This window comes from Micromonospora sp. NPDC049049 (assembly GCF_040649115.1).
GTDB lineage: Bacteria > Actinomycetota > Actinomycetes > Mycobacteriales > Micromonosporaceae > Micromonospora.
The window spans coordinates 178165-194927 of record NZ_JBEZEX010000011.1; the positions used below are offsets into that span (position 1 = coordinate 178165).

Consider the following 16763-nt stretch of genomic DNA (forward strand, 5'->3'; position numbering starts at 1 on the left):
CCTCAGCCGTACGGTTGGTTATCCACAGGCCGAAGCGGCGGTTGACCGGCGAATCGCGGAGTTATCCACAGGCGCATCCCCAGCCTGGTGATCCGTAGTCACATTCCGTATGAGTGCCAACTTGTTGTAATCGGATGCGGACTTTCAGCGACCGAGGCGGCGGCGAACCATACCGACCACCTCGGTGATCTCCCCGATCCGCAGCAGCATGGCCAGACCCAGATAGGTCCCGCCGATCACCACGCCGCCGACCACGAGCTGCACAACGGCCTGAATCCAACTCGGCCGGTCGCCGCCGGGCAGAAGACTCACCACGAGGAGGCCGACCAGGGCGGCGCCCAGCGCGGCGACCGCGACTCGGCCGAGCGTGCGCAGGATGGCACCCATTCCGATCCGGCCCACTCGGGGCCGCAGCAGCCACGCGGAGGCGAAGGCGGCCGCCAGGTAGGACACAGCGTTGCCGATCATCATCCCGGCCGCGGCGAAGTGGGCGGCGAAGGCCACGTAGAGCACCACCTGAACGCCGATCCGCAGGGCGACCACCGGAATGTTGATCAGCGCCGGGGTGCGGGTGTCCGGCAGGGCGTAGAAGGCGAAGGTGAAGAGCTGGCTGATCGCGAAGGGCACCAACGCCAGTGCCGCCAGGAGCAGCACCAGCGAGGTGTCCGCCGCGTTCTCGTCGGTGAACGCGCCGTAGCGGAACAACGTCACGGCCAGCGGAGTCGCCAGTACCGCGTAGCAGACCGCGATCGGGGCGAGCACCGCCGAGACGGTGCGAGTACCCCGGGACAGATCGGCGGCGACGTCGGAGTACCGGCCGTCGGCGGCGGCCGCGCTCATCCGGGGCATCAGCGCGGTGATGATCGATACGGCGATGATGCCGTGCGCCATCATCAGCAGCAGGAACACGTTGTTGTAGATCAGCGGGCCGGCGGCGTTCTCCTTGCCTGCCCGGTTCAGCAGGTTGAACAGCACGATCAGGCCGACCTGGCTCACCGCGACGTAGCAGAACATCCAGCCGCCGAGACGCCCCAGCTCCCGTAGGCCGAGGGTGCGGAAATCGAACCGGAACTTCCACCGGAAGCCCACCTTGCGCAACGCCGGCAGCAGCCCGGCGGCCTGAATCGCGACGCCGAGCAGGGTGCCGCCACCGATCAGCAGGATCCGTCCGGGGGTCATCTCCTCCGGCTTGACGATCTCCGCGCCGAAGATCGCGATGTACAACCCGGCGGTGGCGATCACCACGATGTTGTTGAGGATCGGCGCCCACATCGGTGCGGCGAAGTGCCCCCGGGTGTTGAGCACCGCGCTGATCAGCGCACTGAGACCGGTGAAGAAGATCATCGGCAGCATCAGGTACGACAGAGCCTTGACCAGACTCCGGAAGCCTTCCCCGGTGTCGTCACCGGCGTAGAGCTTGGTCAACAGTCCCGCCGACAGCACCGCGAGGAGCGCCGCGCCGGCAAGGGTCAGCACCGCGAGGGTCAGCAACCGCTGGGCGTACGCCTGCCCGCCGTCGGTGTCGACCCTGCGCCGACGGACCAACACCGGGATCAGCACGCTGGTGAGGATGCCGCCGAGTAGGAACTCGTAGACCATCCCCGGGAGGATCTGCGCCGTGGTGTACGCGTCACCCACCAGCGCCCCACCCAGCGCGGCGGTCAACGCCAACGTGCGCAGGAAGCCGGTACCCCGGCTGACCAGGCTGCCGATCGCCATCACCGCGCTGTTGGCCGCCGCGCTGGCCTCGCCCACCTGCTCCTGCGGCGGCGCGGTCGACTCCATGGCCGGCTGGTTCAGCGGCTCGGCGGAGATGAAGGTGGCGCCATCCCCGGGACGGACACCGGGATCGCCGTCATTCGCGGCGTTGGCGCTGCGGTAGAGCCCGCCGCTCATCTCCAGCCTCCCAGGGGTACGTCGAGTCGGACACCGACCCGCACGCCACAGACCATAGTCAACCCCCACCCGTTACCCGCGCCCGGCGGATCGGATCACACCCCGGCCCGATAAGCTGGCGATCCCATGTCCGACGCCTCCGCTCCTCACGCCGCCGACCGCCGCGAACTCACCGCCGCGCAGCGCAACGCCGTCGCCGAACTGCTCCGGGTGTCCCCGGTCGCCGACGAGTTGGGCCGCCGCTTCGTCCGCGCCGGTCACGAGTTGCACCTGGTGGGTGGTTCGGTACGGGATGCCCTGCTCGGTCGACTCGGGGACGACCTCGACTTCTGCACCGACGCGCACCCCGACGAGACCCTGCGGATCATCAAGGGCTGGGCCGAGTCGATCTGGGAGACCGGTCGGGAGTTCGGCACCATCGGCGCCCAGCGAGACGGCCTCCGACTGGAGATCACCACCTTCCGCGCGGAGTCGTACGACCAGGTCAGCCGCAACCCGGTGGTCGTGTACGGCACCAGCCTCGACGAGGACCTGAAGCGGCGCGACTTCACGATCAACGCGATGGCGGTCAGCCTGCCGGACCACCGGTTCACCGACCCGCACGGTGGGCTGGAGGATCTCTCGGCGAAGGTGATCCGTACCCCGAGCACGCCTGGTGAGTCGTTCGGCGACGACCCGCTGCGGATGCTGCGGGCCGCCCGGTTCGCCGCCCAGCTGCGTTTCGCCGTGCACCCGGATGTGCACCGGGCGATGACCGAGATGGCCGCCGACCTGGACCGGATCACCGCCGAGCGGATCCGTGACGAGTTCACCAAGCTGCTCTGCGGCGCGGACCCGATCACCGGGCTGCGGCTGCTGGTCGACACCGGGCTGGCCGAGCGGTTCCTGCCGGAGCTGACCGGGCTGAAGCTGGAGATTGACGAGCACGCCCAGCACAAGGACGTCTACGAGCACACGTTGACGGTCGTCGAGAACGCGGTCTCCTACGAGGAGGAGGGCTGCGACTTCATCCTGCGGATGGCCGCCCTCCTGCACGACGTGGGCAAGCCGGCGACGAAGGCGGTCGGGTCCGACGGCCGGGTCAGCTTCCACCACCACGAGGTGGTCGGCGCCCGGCTGACCAAGGCCCGGATGAAGGCGATGCGCTACCCCAAGGACGTCACCGCGCAGGTGACCGCGCTGGTCGCGCTGCACCTGCGCTTCTACGGGTACGGGCGGGGCGAGTGGACCGACTCGGCGGTGCGCCGCTACGTCGCCGACGCCGGTGATCTGCTGCCCCGACTGCACAAGCTGACCCGCTCTGACTGCACGACCCGCAACCGGCGCAAGGCCGCCCAGCTCGCGGCGGACTACGACGCGCTGGAGGATCGGATCGCGCGGATCGCGGCCGAGGAGGACCTGGCGCGGGTTCGACCCGACCTGGACGGCAACGCGATCATGGAACTGCTCGGCGTACCGCCGGGGCCGGTGGTCGGGCGGGCCTGGAAGCACCTCAAGGAGCAACGTCTCGAGCAGGGGCCGCTGGACCGCGACGCCGCCGAGGCGGAGCTGCTGCGCTGGGCCCGCGCCGAGGGCATCCTCGGCTGACGCGCTCCACTTCGATGCTGGTCAGGTAGCGCGATCCGCGGTGAGGTGGCGGGAACCGTCACTTCAGGACGTCGCCGACAGCGACGCGCAGCTGTCCGGTCGACGACGAAACGCGAGCGGATCGACCGAATGGCTGAGGTGTAGCGCTTTCATCGTCGTCCATGATGACTGGGCGTCCGTCGGCTACCGGTGCATCGACACCGCCGCCGACCCCACCGCCCGTCCGCCGTCCGGACTGGACGGGCGACGATCAAACGGGGAGATCACCTAGTGAAACGCCGTGGCGTAATACGCCGCTCGGCGGTGGCGAGCGTTGCTCTCGCCTCCGCAACCATCATCGTCACCGCTGCGACCGGTGGGGCCGCCATGGCCGAACCGACCGCTCCGCTGGCGCCAAAGCCCGCCAGCAAGTTGACCGCCCCCAAGGCGGACGGCCGGTTGGCCAAAGCCAAGGCCGCCGAGGTCGTTCCGAATCGCTACATCGTGGTCCTCAAGGACAAGAAGACCACGCCCGCCAAGATCAAGGCCGCCGCTTCGGCTCTGGCCAAGGAGAACGGCGGCAGCGTCCGCCGGCTGTACAGCAGCGCCGTCAACGGCTACTCCGCCGCGATGACCGCGAAGCAGGCAGGCCGGCTGGCCGCCGACCCGGATGTCGCATCCGTGGAGCCGGTGGTTCGCGTCCACGCGAGCGGAACGCAGAGCTCGCCTCCCTCCTGGGGCCTGGACCGGATCGATCAGGTTTCGCCCAAGCCGAATGGCAGTTACACCTACCCCAACACCGGTGCCGGGGTGAAGGCGTACATCGTCGACACTGGCATCGACATCAGCCACAGCGATTTCGGTGGCCGCGCCTCCAACGGTTACGACGCGATCGAGCGGGACAATGTGGCGCAGGACTGCCACGGTCACGGCACGCACGTGGCGGGCACCGTCGGCGGCACGAAGTACGGCGTGGCCAAGGACGTGAGCCTGGTCGCCGTCCGGGTCCTCGACTGCGATGGTGCTGGCACCACCGAGGAAGTCGTGGCCGGGATCGACTGGGTGACCGCCAACGCGCAGAAGCCTGCCGTGGTCAACATGAGCCTCGGCGGGCCGGAGAACCCGGACTACCCGGCGATCTCCATGGCGGTCAGCAACTCCATCGCCACCGGTCTCACCTACGCGGTGGCCGCCGGCAACGAAGCGGACGATGCCTGCTCGTACACCCCGGCCGGGGTATCGGCGGCGATCACTGTCGGAGCCACCGACAGGTTCGACCGTCGCGCCTCGACCGAGTACTTCGATTCGAACTACGGTCCGTGTGTCGACGTCTGGGCTCCGGGCGTGGACATCGTCTCCGCGGCGAGCGGAACCACCAACGGGTCGGTGGCCTTCAGCGGGACCTCGATGGCCTCGCCGCACGTGGCCGGCGCCGCTGCGCTGCTGCTTCAGTCGAACCCGACGTGGTCACCGAACCAGGTGCGCAACACGATCGTGACCCGAGGGCTCGCTGGCGCTGTGTTGAACCCGCAGGGCGGAGTGGACCGTCTGCTCAACGTCGCGGCGGCCCTGTCTCCCGCGCGCACCGCGCACGGTCTGCTGGCGCGTTCCAACGGCTATTTCGTCTCGGCTGACGGTGCGGGCAGCAAGCCTCTGGCCGCTGTCGGCCCGGTGCTGGGCGGCTGGGAGAAGCTCGACATCGTCGACCTCGGCAGCGGCCTGGTCGCACTTCGGGCGAACGTCAACGGTAAGTACGTCAGCGCCAACGGTGCCGGCAGCAAGCCACTGATCGCCGCTGCCGCGTCGGTGAGCACCTGGGAGAGATTCCAGCTTGTTCACCAGACCGACGGCACCGTGAGCCTGAGGGCCACTGTCAACAACAAGTACGTCAGTGCCCCCAGCAACGGTGGTCCGCTGATTGCCAGCGCGACGAACGCCAGCACCTGGGAGAAGTTCGACCTCGAGACGAACCTGCTCGTCAGCTTCAAGTCCTCCGCCAGCGGCAAGTTCGTCTCCGCTGACGGTGCCGGAAGCAAGCCGCTGATCCCGGTGGCCACGAAGGTCAGCACCTGGGAGAAGTTCGAGCTGTACGACCTGGACTACTACGGCTACTTCGGCCTGCGTTCGCTGGCCAACGGCAAGTTCGTCTCGGCGACCTCCGCCGGATCGAAGCCGATGGTTGCCTCGGCCGCCGGAATCAATGCCTGGGAGGCCTTCACCTTCTGGCACCGGGGTGTCGGGGCCACGGACGGGTCGGGCTGGATCTACGCGAACGTCGACGGGCAGGCGGTCAGCGCCGGCAGCGCCGGCACCAGCCAGCTGATCCCGAACAAGGACTTCGACTTCTGGAGCCCGGACTTCGGCCTTTCGGCGGGCGAGCGCTTCGTCATGAACCACGCCTGAACCAACCACGGAATCACCACCGGCGCCCGCCGGCACCCCTCCCTCGGGAGGCGGTGCCGGCGGGCGCCGGCCGTTGGTGGGTGATCCGTGCCGGCCAGAGCCCTGACTCTCGCCGGTTGTGCGCGCTCAGCGCGAGACGGTGCTGCCGTCCACAGTGCCGCCCCCGGTGACCGGCGCGGTGGCGTCGCTCCGTCCAGCACCGAGCCGTGCCAGCAGTCCGGGCAGGTCGATCCCGGTGAGATCGCTGCCGAGCTGGAGGCCCTGGGCCACGTTGCCGGCCACCGACCTGGTGAGCGACGACGCGCCGTCGGTGGAAATCACGGTCATCTTGTCGATCGCCCCGATCGGCGCGCTGGCCGCCTCGACGACCTGCGGCAGCACCTTGACCAGCAGGTCGAGCACGGCCGCCTCTCCGTACGCGGCGAACGCCTCGGCCTTGCGCGCCATCGCGTCGGCCTCTGCCTCACCCTTGGCGAGGATGGCCGCGGCCTCGGCCTGGCCCTCCCGCTCCACCGCCTCGGCGATGGCGGAGCGTCGCCGCTGCTCGGCCTCACCCTCCTTGGCACCCTCGATGGCGTTGGCCTCGGCGAGCGCGGCCCGTCGGGCCCGCTCACCCTCACCGGTGAGGCGGGCCTGCTCGGCGGAGGCCTGCGCTGCGGCGATGACGGACTGGCGCTGCGCGTCGGCGTGCAGCACCGCCGCGTTGCGGGACGCCTCGGCCTCCTGCTCCACCTTGTACCGGGCCGCGTCGGCCGGCTTGCGAACCTCGGTGTCGAGTTGGCGCTGCTTGAGTTCGGCGTTGCGCTCGGCCACCTTCTGCTGCTCGGAAAGGATCGCCTGGTCCCGCTCGGCCTGGGCGAGCGGTCCGGCCGCCGCGGACTTCGCCTTAGCCGCGTCGATCTCGGCCTGGATGCCGGCCTGCTTGAGGGCCAGGTTCCGGTTCGCCTCGGCGATGGCCTCCTCGGCGAGCAGGCGCTCCTGCTCGGCCTGCTGCCGGGCCCGCGCCTCGGCGATCGCCGCGTCCTTGAGCACCCGGGCGGCCTCAGGCCGACCCAGGTCCTGCAGGTAGGAGCCCTCGGCGAGGATGTCCTGGAGCTGGAAGGTGTCCAACACCAGACCCTGGTTGGTCATCGAGTGTTCGGCCTCCTCGGCCACGGCGCTGGCGAACGCCGCCCGGTCCCGGATGACCTCCTCGACGGTGAGCCGCCCGACGATCGAGCGCAGCGCGCCGGCCAGCACCTCCCGGGTGAAGTTGTCGATCTCGTCCTGCTGGTGCAGGAACCGCTGGGCGGCGGCCCGGATCGCGTCCTCGGTCCCGCCGACCTTGACGATCGCCACGCCGTGCAGGTCGGCGCGGATGCCCTGCTTGCTCACCGCGCCCCGGATGCCGACGTCGATCCGCCGGCTGGACAGGTCGAGCGACTGGAGCTTCTGCACCACCGGCAGCACGAACACCGAAGCGCCCAGCACGACCTTCTGACCGGAGGTGTCGGTGGACCGCCCGCCGTCGGCGGTGTGCGTGGTGCGGCCCTTGCGACCGGTGACGATGAACGCCTCGTTCGGGCCGGCCACCTTGATCCTGGAGAGCACGAAGAACACCAGGATGAGCACGAGGAGGACCGCGCCACCGATGGCGATGAGTAGGGCCATATAAATAGTCCCGTCTGTGAGGGGGAGATCAGTAGGTCTCTACGTGCACGCTGGTCTCGCTGAGCGCCTGCACGACGAAGATCTGGGCGCCGATCGGGATCGGCTGGTCCGCGCGGGCGCTGAGCTTGACCGGTTGGCCGGCGAGGCGAATGCGGACCTCGCCGTACCCGTTGGCTGGCACCGGGGTGACGACCAGGCCGAGCGCGCCGACCAGGTCGTCGCGGGTGGGGGTGGGGTCGGTGCGCATGTTCCGCGCCGCCCGACTCAGCCGGGACGCCAACCAGCCGGTGGGCACGGCTGCGAGCACGCCGCCGGCCACCGCCCCGACGACCATGCCAGGTGTACGGGCACCGAGCAGCTCGTTGACGATGGCCGCGCCGAACCCGAAAGCCCCGGCGAAGCCGGCGACCGTCTCGACCGAGATCGGCCCGTCCACGTCGGCGTGCCCGAAGTGGAGCAGCTCGGTGCCGAGCAGCGCGAGCGCGAGCACGCCGATGCCCGCCCCGCCGATGATCAGAAAGATGAGCGTCCCCGTTGCCACGACCTTGACGGTATCGACGCCGCGCAACGCCGAACGGCCTGACAGGACGCGAAGATGATCTACCGCTGCGGGTCGGGAGTCGCGCTCTACCCGACGCCGGAGGCCGGGCCGGCGAGATGGTCCGCGTCGGGGAGAATAGGTGGATGCGCTGGGCCGTGCTCGACTCACCGATCGGTGAGTTCTCCGTGGCCACCGACGGCACGAGCGTCTGTGGTGCCCATTTCGGCCGGCTCGAGGCGGCCACCGACGAGCCCGACGACGCGCTGTCCCGGCAGGCCGTCGACGAGCTGCGGGCGTACTTCACCGGTGAGCTGACCACGTTCACCGTTCCGGTGTCGGTGCCGCGCGGTTCCGACTTCGAGCGCGCCGTGTGGCGGGAGATGACGCGGATCCCGTACGGGGAGACGCTCACGTACGGCGCGGTGGCGCGGCTGGTCGGCGATGCGGGGGCGGCGCGGGCGGTGGGAGTGGCCTGCAACCGCAACCCGGTCCCGGTGCTCGTGCCGTGTCATCGGATCGTCGGGGCGGGCGGCAAGCTGGTCGGCTTCGGCGGTGGCCTGCCTCGCAAGGTCAAGCTGCTGGAGTTGGAGGCCGCCGTCGCGCTGCGACACGCGTGGTCCTGACCTTCGACCGATCCCGTCACGCCTGGCCGCCGCGCCGGAGAGGAACACGTGACGATCGCTACACATTTCGACCCTTTGTCTCCGTACCTCGGTCTCTGCATGTGCGTTGGTCGAAACGCGAACGTGCTGGCTGCGGAGATGGAGGCAAGAGATGGTGTCGAGTCTGGTTGACGTACCCCCGGAAGAGTTATACAAAAACGGTATGGCCTTCACTCTGACGCTCAAGCCCGAGGTCGAGCAGCGCCTTCGGGAGCTGGCCGAGGCGGAACACCGTTCGATGCACAAGACCGTCGAGGTGGCGATCCAGGAATACCTCGAGCGTCAGGAGCGCAACGAGTGGACCCGCCAGGCCGCCCGGCGGGTCCTGGAGGAAGACGCCGAGTTCTTCGAGATGTTGGGTGACCGGTGAATCAACCGTGGCCCGAGCCGGAAGACCTGTTGATCCTCTTGTCCGAGCACACGGGCCAGCACAGCCGGGTCAGGGACGGCGGCATCCTCGTCGCAGCGGCGGCCCGCCCACACGCCCGGATGCTGGGTCGGGCCGTCTACCCGACCGTGCTGGAGAGGGCGGCGGCGTTGATGCACGGATTGATGATCTGGCGGCCGCTCGACATGTGGAACGCCGGCCTCGCCTGGGCAGCGATGCGGATCTTCCTGGTCCGTTGCGGGGTGGTGCTACACATGCCGGCCAAGGAGCGGATGGCACTCACCGACGCGTTGGCCAGCGGTGAGATCGATTCCGTCGACGAGCTGGCGCTGCGGCTGTCGCCGTACCTGGAGATGTCGAGCTGAACGCGGCGAAGGGCCGGGTCCGCACGGACCCGGCCCTTCCACGTGCTTGATGAATCAGCGCGTCAGCGCGTGACCTCACCGGCGATGAACTCCTCGACGGCCTGGTGGGCGTCGTGGTCGGCGTACTGCACCGGCGGGGACTTCATGAAGTACGACGAGGCCGACAGGATCGGGCCGCCGATCTTCCGGTCCAGGGCGATCTTCGCGGCCCGGACCGCGTCGATGATGACGCCGGCCGAGTTCGGAGAGTCCCACACCTCGAGCTTGAGCTCGGCGTTGAGCGGGGTGTCACCGAACGAGCGGCCCTCCAGGCGGATGTACGCCCACTTGCGGTCGTCCAGCCACGGCACGTGGTCCGACGGGCCGATGTGCACGTCGCTCTTGCTCATCTCGTGCGGGATCTGCGAGGTGACCGACTGGGTCTTCGAGATCTTCTTCGAGACCAGGCGCTTGCGCTCCAGCATGTTCATGAAGTCCATGTTGCCGCCGAAGTTGAGCTGGTACGTGCGCAGCAGCTCGACGCCGCGGTCCTCGAAGAGCTTCGCGAGGGCACGGTGCACGATGGTGGCGCCGACCTGGCTCTTGATGTCGTCACCGACGATCGGCAGGCCCGCGTCCTCGAACTTCTTGGCCCACTCGGGGTCGGAGGCGATGAAGACCGGCAGGGCGTTGACGAACGCGCAGCCGGCGTCGATCGCGGCCTGGGCGTAGAACTTGGCGGCCTGCTCGGAGCCGACCGGCAGGTAGCAGACGACGACGTCGACCTGTGCGTCGCGCAGCGCCTGCGCCACGTCGACGGGGGTGGCGTCCGACTCCTCGACGATCTCGCGGTAGTACTGGCCCAGACCGTCGAAGGTCGGACCGCGCTGCACGCTGACGCCGGTCGGCGGCACGTCGCAGAGCTTGATGGTGTTGTTCTCGCTGGCGACGATCGCCTCCGCGAGGTCCATGCCCACCTTCTTGGCGTCCACGTCGAATGCCGCGACGAACTCCACGGCGTTGACGTGATAATCGCCGAAGGCGACGTGCATGAGACCCGGGACGCGGTCGTTCGGGTTGGCGTTCCGGTAGTACTCGACGCCCTGAACCAGGGACGAGGCGCAGTTACCCACACCGACGATGGCGACGCGGACGGAGCCCATAGCGTCTGCCTCCTTCTTTTCTGTCACGGCCGCTCATTCCTGGTCTCTCCAGGCGGAGGCGGGCTGTTGTCTTCTCGTCGGCCGCCGGCTGTCCCTATGTTCGGGACCGTCGGGGCTCGGCCGGAGCGCTCGTTGGCGATGAGCTCCTCCAGCCAGCGGACCTCGCGCTCACAGGCATCAAGGCCGTGGCGCTGCAGTTCCAGCGTGTAAGCGTCGAGGCGCTCGGCTGCCCGGCCCAGCACGTCACGAAGCCCTTCGCGACGCTCCTCGATCTTGCGGCGGCGACCCTCCAGAATGCGCAGTCGGGTCGCCTGGTCGGTCCGGGCGAAGAACGCGAAGTGCACTCCGAAGCCCGTGTCGTCGTACGTCTCGGGTCCGGCCTGTGCGATCAGCTGGGCGAAGCGTTCCTTGCCTTCCGCGGTGATTTTGTAGACCACCCGACCTCGTCGGCTGGTCAGCGCGGGAACCTCCTCGGCAGTGGCGGGTGTCTCAGCAGCTTCGGTGATCCATCCCGCCGCTTGAAGCCTGCGTAGCGTGGGATAGAGCGAGCCGTAGCTGATCGCCGCCCGGATCGCGCCGAGTTTGGCGGTCAGCTCCTTGCGCAGCTCATAGCCGTGCATCGGAGACTCCTGCAGGAGGCCGAGGATGGCGAACTCAAGCACTGGCCACCCTCTCTTTACCCTCCGGCGTGGAGTGGTAACCGCCGCGATGTATCGGACCGATACATCGCACGTTAGCGGGTCGCGTGGGCCAGGGCAAACCCCCGTTCCGAGATGTCGTCGTCACGGATTGTGAGCGTGGTCGCCTGCTCGGTTCGGACCGCGTACCCTTCTCCGCATGCGTACGCAGCGCCAGGTCGTCGACTACTCGCTTCAGAAGCGAGCAGTGCTGCGTGAGCTCCTGGCCGGCCGGGTCGGCACGTACGACGTCTGCGACGCGTCGCCGTACCTGAAGAACGCCGCTCGGTTCCACGGAGAGCCGACGGACCGGCGCTGCCCGATCTGCCGCAGCGAAAACCTGACGCTGGTCCACTACATTTACGGTGACGAACTCAAGCAGTCCGCCGGCCAGGCTCGGACACTTGCCGAGTTGCCCGTGCTGGCGATGACGCTGCGTGAGTTCCAGGTCTTCGTCGTGGAGGTGTGCCTCGGTTGTGACTGGAACCATCTCGTCGAGCAGTACCTGCTCGGCCGGGACGGTCTGACCGGCGACAGCGACGGCACGAGCGAGCAGGACGCGGCGGGCGCCGAAGGCGCCGGTCGGCGGAGGCGAGAGGCGCAACGGTGACATCAGCTGGTTGGACCGGCCCCGGAGTGGCAGACGAAACCCGGGACGGCCGACCGCTTGTTCGCCCGATTGGCCCGATTGATACGGCAATGACCCCGGTCGGTCGGCACCCCCGTGCCGGCGTCCCGGGTGAAGCAACTCACGGCAACCCGGTGGCGGCGCAGCCGCGCCCCACCGCGACCGGCAGGGTGTGAGGAATGAACTCGTACGGTGATCCCAGTTCTGCGCGCGGGCGGGCCCAGTACTCGGGGCCGGACGGTGACCCCGGACCGGGCGCGGACGACGCGTACCGCCGGCCCGGCGGTGACTCCGGCGCGGCAACCCCGGGCCGCGCCTCGGTGACGCCCCGGGCTGCCGGTGGCCGCGCCACGGTCGGTGGCTCCGCCTCGGTGCCGCCGCGTGGCAGCGCGGCCGCCGGGTCCGCGTCGGTGGGTTCGGCAGCGACCGGCCGGGCCGGTCGGGCCTCGGTGCCGGTGTCGCCGGCACCTGGTGCGGCAGCTGGCCGCGCCGGCGCCGGTCGGGCCTCGGTGCCCGTCTCCCCGGCGCCGGGCGCGCCCGCAGGTAGGGCTGCGGTCGGTGCCGCCTCCGTCGGTGCGGCCTCGGTCGGCACCGCCTCGGCGGGCCGGGCCAGCGTCGGGTCCGCGTCGGTCGGTGGTCGTGCGGCGGTCGCGCGGGCGAGCGTCTCACCGGTCTCCGGTGGGCCGGGCGGCCCTGGGGGTCCCGGTGGGCCGGGCGGCCCTGGTGGTCCCGGTCGGGGCGGCCGTGGTCCGGGCGACCCGGGCGCCGCAGCGCGGGCGAAGAAGCGCAAGCGGATGAACCTGCTGATCGCCGGGTTCGCCGTCTTCGTCATGCTCGCCGGCATCGGCGTGGTCGGGTTCACCTACTACTCGACGAACGTGGTGCTTCCGGACGAGATCACTCCGCCGCAGGCGACCACCCTGTACGCCTTCGACAACAAGACGATCATCGCGAAGGTGGGCGATCAGAACCGGACCCTGGTCACCATCGACCAGATTCCGGACCACGTGCAGAAGGCGGTGGCCGCAGCCGAGGACCGGAACTTCTACCGGCACTCGGGTGTGGACTACAAGGGCATCGCCCGGGCCGGCTGGAACAACCTCTCCGGCGGCGACAAGCAGGGTGCCTCCACCATCACCCAGCAGTACGCGCGCAACGCCTACGACAACCTGAAGGACGACACGTACGCCCGGAAGGTGAAGGAGGCGATCTTCGCCTCCAAGCTCAACGACGAGTACACGAAGCCGCAGATCATGCAGCACTACCTCAACGTGATCTACTTCGGCCGGGGCGCCTACGGCATCGAGGCCGCAGCGCAGACCTACTTCGGCAAGTCGGTGAGCAAGCTCAACCCGGCCGAGGGTGCCGTCCTCGCGGCTCTGATCAAGCAGCCAGAACCCAGCTCCACCCACCAGGGGTACGACCCGGCCATCAACCCGACCGCCGCACAGGATCGCTGGAACTACGTGATCGACGGCATGGTCAAGGAGGGCTGGCTGGGTGTACCCGGCATGGAGCCGCGTCCTGCTGAGTACCCGCTGAAGGCCATCAAGTCCCCGAAGAAGGGCGGCATCGGCGTCGACTTCGGCGTCGACACGCCATACGGCAACGTCATCAACTACGTCCGGCAGGAAATGCGGGACAGGGGTATCTGTGTCGAGAAGGACACGGAGGTGACAGCTACCAAGCCGTCGTGCTCCCAGGCGCTGATGTCTGGCGGTTACCGGATTCGCACCACAATGGACACGAAGATGCAGGCGGCGGCGGTCGAGACCGCCCAGCGCAAGTCCAAGGGCTCCGAGTTGGCCGGTCAGCCCTCCAACATCATGGCCGCGGTGGTGTCGATCGATCCCACGAACGGTCGGGTGGTCGCGTACTACGGCGGTGACAACGGCACCGGCACCGACTACGCCGGTAAGAACACCGACTCCACCGGGGCGATCAGCGGCGGTCACTCGCCAGGTTCAAGCTTCAAGATCTACACCTTGGCGGCCGCGCTCAAGGAGAAGAAGGCGCTCGAGTCTCGCTGGAAGGGCAAGGCCTTCAAGCCGGAGGGCACCTTCAAGGTCAGCAACGCCGGCACCGACAACCCCAGCTGCGGCAACTCCTGCACGCTGCGGGTGTCCACGCTCAAGTCCCTGAACGTGCCGTTCTACTACGTCACCGAGGAGATCGGTGCCGACAAGGTCATCGACATGGCCAAGCAGGCCGGCGTCACCACCATGTGGCGCACTGACACCAACCCGGCCAAGGCCTACGACCTGACGAAGACCGACGCGAAGGACATCACGCCGGAGCCGTTCTTCAACGTCGTCGGCTACGGCCAGTATCCGATCACGGTGCTGGACCACGCCAACGGCGTTGCGACCTTCGCCAACGGGGGCGTCTACAACAAGGCGCACTTCCTCTACTCGGTGGAGAAGCAGAACCCGAACACCGGTAAGTGGGACAAGGTCTACAGCGAGAAGCTCGACTCGAAGCGGAGAATCGAGAAGAGCGTGGTGGACGATGTGACGTCGGTGCTGAAGGACTACCCGGCCGCTGTCAACCACCGCCTCGACGACGGCCGCAAGGCCGCCTCCAAGACCGGCACCTGGGAACTCAAGGACGACAGCAGGGACAACGGCGACGCGTGGATGATCGGCTACACGCCGCAGTTGGCGACTGCGGTCTGGGTGGGCAACGTGGGGGCACGGAAGCCACTCATCCTCAAGGACGGCCGCACCAAGGTCAGTGGTGGCAACCTCCCGGGTGAGATCTGGGAGCGGTTCATGAACGAGGCGCTCAAGGGCAAGCCCAAGGTTGACTTCCCGCCGGCGGCGAACGTCGGTGATCCGGATTCCGGGAACGGTGAAGCGCCGCCGCCCCCGCCGCCACCGCCGAACCCGGGGGGTCAGCCCGGTCAGGGACAACCCTGTAACCCGCTGATCGACATCCTCTGCAACCCCGGAGGCAACAACCCCGGGGGCGGCGGCAACCCCGGCGGCGGCAACCCTGGGGGCAACCCCGGCGGTAACCCCGGCGGTAATCCGGGCGGCGGCGGCACAGGTGGTGGTGGTGGCGGGCTGTTGCCCAGCCTGCCACCCAACCGGGAGTGACCCGCACCAGCACACGACGCCGCCGCCGGCCGGACGACACGTCCCGGCCGGCGGCGGCGTTTTCGTACCCGGAACTCCGCGCCGGGACGGGACGGGCACCCCTGTCGTACGGCAGGATGCCTCTTCATGAGCACCCAGTCGACGCCCGGCATCGACGACGCCGGAACCACTGATCACCCGTCCCGCTCCGACGGGTTCGTCCGCGGCATCTCCAGCGTCATCGGCGGGCCGCTCGGCGACCACGCGACAGCGCTGAACCGGCCGGCCGGTCGGGAGCATCGCTTCTGGACGGCCGCGCGGATCGTGCTGGCGCTGGTGTGCCTCACACTCGCGCTGCACTGGGTGCAGAAGTCGCCCTGCCAGAACGGCGCCTGGCAGAACAACGTCCAGTACACCCGGTTCTGCTACACCGACGTCCTCGCCCTCTACTACGCCGAAGGGCTCAACGAGGGCAAGGTGCCCTACCGCGACCACCCGGTCGAGTACCCGGTGCTGACCGGCTACTTCATGGGGGCGCTGGGCCTGCCGGTGCACGCCATCGGTGACGGCGACCCGAGCATCAACCAGGGCCAGTGGTTCTACAACCTCAACGCGCTGGTGCTGGGCGCGCTCGCGGTGGCCACGGTGGCGGTGATCCTGTCGTTGCGCCGACGACGACCCTGGGACGCGGCGATGTTCGCACTCGCCCCGGCTCTGGTGCTCACCGCCACCGTCAACTGGGACCTGCTCGCCATCGGGCTGGCAGCCTTCGGCCTGCTCGCCTGGGCCCGAAAACGACCGGCGGTGGCCGGCGTGCTGCTCGGTCTGGCCGGCGCGGCGAAGCTCTGGCCGCTGTTCCTGCTCGGGCCGATCCTCATCCTGGCGCTACGGGCCGACCGGGTTCGGGCCGCGCTCATCGCCATCGGGACGGCTGTCGCGGCGGTGGTCCTCGTTAACCTGCCGGCCGCGCGGGCGTACCCGGAGAACTGGGACCGGTTCTTCGAGCTGAACACCACCCGGCCGATCGACTGGGGCACGCTCTGGTACATCGGGCGCTACCTGGACGGCAAGGTCGGTAACGACCCCGGCAGCCTCGGCCCGTTCGAGTGGCTCAACGCCAACATCCCGACCCTCAACACCGTCTCGTACGCGCTGTTCGGGCTGGCCTGCCTCGGCATCGCCGTGCTGGCGCTGCGGGCACCGCGCCGACCCCGGCTGGGTCAGCTCGCCTTCCTGGTGGTCGCCGCGTTCCTGATCTTCAGCAAGGTCTGGTCGCAGCAGTTCGTGCTCTGGCTGCTCCCGCTGGTGGTGCTCGCCCGGCCGAAGTGGGGCGCGTTCCTGGCCTGGCAGATCGCCGAGGTCTGCTACTTCGTCGCCTTCTACGGAGAACTGCTCGGTGCGGCAACCAGCAAGCCCGTCTTCCCGGAGGGGGTGTTCGTGCTGGCCTCGACGTTGCGACTGGCCACTGTGGTGGTGCTCTGCGTGTTCGTCGTCAAGGAGATCCTGCACCCTGAGCAGGACGCGGTGCGGGCTACCTACCCGGACGACCCGGACGGCGGGGTCCTCGACGGCGCCCCGGACGCCCCCTGGATAGACCGCTGGCGCCGCCCCGCGAGAAGCGAACCCTCCGTGGAATTGATCACCACCTGACCCCTCAAGCCGACCGCGGCCGGCACCACGTCAGGTTTTCGGGGGAGCCCGCCCGGCTCCGGGCGGGCGCTCGGCGCGCCGTCGCTCGCCTCCACCAGCAGGTCGGCCGGGGCGGTGG

At 69.0% G+C, this 16763-nt stretch carries 14 protein-coding genes; 8 read left to right on the forward strand and 6 right to left on the reverse strand.

What is annotated here, in order from left to right; all coding sequences use genetic code 11:
* Positions 1 to 144: 144 nt before the first annotated feature.
* The gene (gene murJ, locus AB0B68_RS14440; RefSeq protein WP_355004542.1) at positions 145 to 1896 is read right to left on the reverse strand and encodes a murein biosynthesis integral membrane protein MurJ; all 1752 of its coding nucleotides are present in this window, start codon (positions 1894 to 1896) and stop codon (positions 145 to 147) included.
* Between the two features lie 126 nt (positions 1897 to 2022).
* Between murJ and AB0B68_RS14445 the strand changes: the two genes are divergently transcribed.
* Together AB0B68_RS14445 and AB0B68_RS14450 are read left to right on the forward strand one after the other, a co-directional pair.
* Positions 2023 to 3483, forward strand: a complete 1461-nt coding sequence (locus AB0B68_RS14445) for a CCA tRNA nucleotidyltransferase (protein ID WP_357205167.1) — start codon at positions 2023 to 2025, stop codon at positions 3481 to 3483.
* A gap of 303 nt (positions 3484 to 3786) precedes the next feature.
* Entirely contained in the window at positions 3787 to 5865 is a 2079-nt protein-coding gene (locus AB0B68_RS14450; protein WP_357260262.1) for a S8 family serine peptidase, read from the forward strand.
* Positions 5866 to 5991: 126 nt separating this feature from the next.
* On the opposite strand, the gene AB0B68_RS14455 is transcribed toward AB0B68_RS14450, so the two are convergent.
* Together AB0B68_RS14455 and AB0B68_RS14460 are read right to left on the reverse strand one after the other, a co-directional pair.
* Positions 5992 to 7515 carry an SPFH domain-containing protein gene (locus tag AB0B68_RS14455; protein WP_357208249.1) on the reverse strand — a complete coding sequence of 508 codons (1524 nt, stop codon included), beginning with the start codon at positions 7513 to 7515 and terminating at the stop codon, positions 5992 to 5994.
* Between the two features lie 28 nt (positions 7516 to 7543).
* On the reverse strand, positions 7544 to 8101 hold the full coding sequence (locus AB0B68_RS14460) for a hypothetical protein (RefSeq protein ID WP_357208251.1): 558 nt from the start codon (positions 8099 to 8101) through the stop codon (positions 7544 to 7546).
* A gap of 98 nt (positions 8102 to 8199) precedes the next feature.
* Between AB0B68_RS14460 and AB0B68_RS14465 the strand changes: the two genes are divergently transcribed.
* The 3 genes from AB0B68_RS14465 (at position 8200) to AB0B68_RS14475 (ending at position 9471) form a co-directional block, all read left to right on the forward strand.
* A complete protein-coding gene (locus AB0B68_RS14465) occupies positions 8200 to 8679 on the forward strand; it encodes a methylated-DNA--[protein]-cysteine S-methyltransferase (RefSeq protein ID WP_357208246.1) in 480 nt (159 codons plus the stop codon).
* 202 nt (positions 8680 to 8881) lie between these two features.
* Complete coding sequence (locus AB0B68_RS14470) at positions 8882 to 9088, forward strand: ribbon-helix-helix protein, CopG family (protein WP_088987059.1); 207 nt, start codon at positions 8882 to 8884, stop codon at positions 9086 to 9088.
* A complete protein-coding gene (locus AB0B68_RS14475; RefSeq protein ID WP_357208243.1) occupies positions 9085 to 9471 on the forward strand; it encodes a hypothetical protein in 387 nt (128 codons plus the stop codon). The genes AB0B68_RS14470 and AB0B68_RS14475 overlap by 4 nt, the downstream gene beginning before the upstream one ends.
* Positions 9472 to 9533: 62 nt before the next feature.
* Here AB0B68_RS14475 and AB0B68_RS14480 read toward each other — a convergent pair whose 3' ends face one another.
* Both AB0B68_RS14480 and AB0B68_RS14485 read right to left on the reverse strand, forming a co-directional pair.
* A complete protein-coding gene (locus AB0B68_RS14480) occupies positions 9534 to 10613 on the reverse strand; it encodes an inositol-3-phosphate synthase (protein WP_091396616.1) in 1080 nt (359 codons plus the stop codon).
* Between the two features lie 23 nt (positions 10614 to 10636).
* Entirely contained in the window at positions 10637 to 11275 is a 639-nt protein-coding gene (locus AB0B68_RS14485) for a PadR family transcriptional regulator (protein WP_030331823.1), read from the reverse strand.
* Between the two features lie 175 nt (positions 11276 to 11450).
* Between AB0B68_RS14485 and AB0B68_RS14490 the strand changes: the two genes are divergently transcribed.
* Positions 11451 to 11900: a DUF5318 domain-containing protein gene (locus AB0B68_RS14490; RefSeq protein ID WP_355004535.1), complete on the forward strand. Its 450-nt coding sequence runs from the start codon at positions 11451 to 11453 to the stop codon at positions 11898 to 11900.
* Positions 11901 to 12039: 139 nt separating this feature from the next.
* Here AB0B68_RS14490 and AB0B68_RS14495 read toward each other — a convergent pair whose 3' ends face one another.
* Positions 12040 to 12750 (reverse strand): hypothetical protein, encoded by a 711-nt coding sequence (locus AB0B68_RS14495; protein WP_357207717.1) that lies wholly within the window; start codon positions 12748 to 12750, stop codon positions 12040 to 12042.
* Between AB0B68_RS14495 and AB0B68_RS14500 the strand changes: the two genes are divergently transcribed.
* Together AB0B68_RS14500 and AB0B68_RS14505 are read left to right on the forward strand one after the other, a co-directional pair.
* Positions 12713 to 15016, forward strand: coding sequence for a transglycosylase domain-containing protein (locus tag AB0B68_RS14500; protein WP_357260265.1), 2304 nt, complete (start codon positions 12713 to 12715; stop codon positions 15014 to 15016). The two genes, AB0B68_RS14495 and AB0B68_RS14500, sit on opposite strands and share 38 nt — an antisense overlap.
* Positions 15017 to 15142: 126 nt before the next feature.
* On the forward strand, positions 15143 to 16645 hold the full coding sequence (locus AB0B68_RS14505) for a glycosyltransferase 87 family protein (RefSeq protein ID WP_357207711.1): 1503 nt from the start codon (positions 15143 to 15145) through the stop codon (positions 16643 to 16645).
* Positions 16646 to 16763 lie beyond the last annotated feature (118 nt).

What these genes read in the sequence shown, in the direction of transcription:
- AB0B68_RS14500 (WP_357260265.1), top strand. Translation starts at nt 12,713, where the DNA reads ATGAACCTGCTGATCGCCGGGTTCGCCGTCTTCGTCATGCTCGCCGGC.
- AB0B68_RS14465 (WP_357208246.1), top strand. Translation starts at nt 8,200, where the DNA reads ATGCGCTGGGCCGTGCTCGACTCACCGATCGGTGAGTTCTCCGTGGCC.
- AB0B68_RS14505 (WP_357207711.1), top strand. Translation starts at nt 15,143, where the DNA reads ATGAGCACCCAGTCGACGCCCGGCATCGACGACGCCGGAACCACTGAT.
- AB0B68_RS14490 (WP_355004535.1), top strand. Translation starts at nt 11,451, where the DNA reads ATGCGTACGCAGCGCCAGGTCGTCGACTACTCGCTTCAGAAGCGAGCA.
- AB0B68_RS14480 (WP_091396616.1), bottom strand. Translation starts at nt 10,613, where the DNA reads ATGGGCTCCGTCCGCGTCGCCATCGTCGGTGTGGGTAACTGCGCCTCG.
- AB0B68_RS14470 (WP_088987059.1), top strand. Translation starts at nt 8,882, where the DNA reads ATGGCCTTCACTCTGACGCTCAAGCCCGAGGTCGAGCAGCGCCTTCGG.
- AB0B68_RS14445 (WP_357205167.1), top strand. Translation starts at nt 2,023, where the DNA reads ATGTCCGACGCCTCCGCTCCTCACGCCGCCGACCGCCGCGAACTCACC.
- murJ (WP_355004542.1), bottom strand. Translation starts at nt 1,896, where the DNA reads ATGAGCGGCGGGCTCTACCGCAGCGCCAACGCCGCGAATGACGGCGAT.
- AB0B68_RS14495 (WP_357207717.1), bottom strand. Translation starts at nt 12,750, where the DNA reads ATGACGAAGACGGCGAACCCGGCGATCAGCAGGTTCATCCGCTTGCGC.
- AB0B68_RS14455 (WP_357208249.1), bottom strand. Translation starts at nt 7,515, where the DNA reads ATGGCCCTACTCATCGCCATCGGTGGCGCGGTCCTCCTCGTGCTCATC.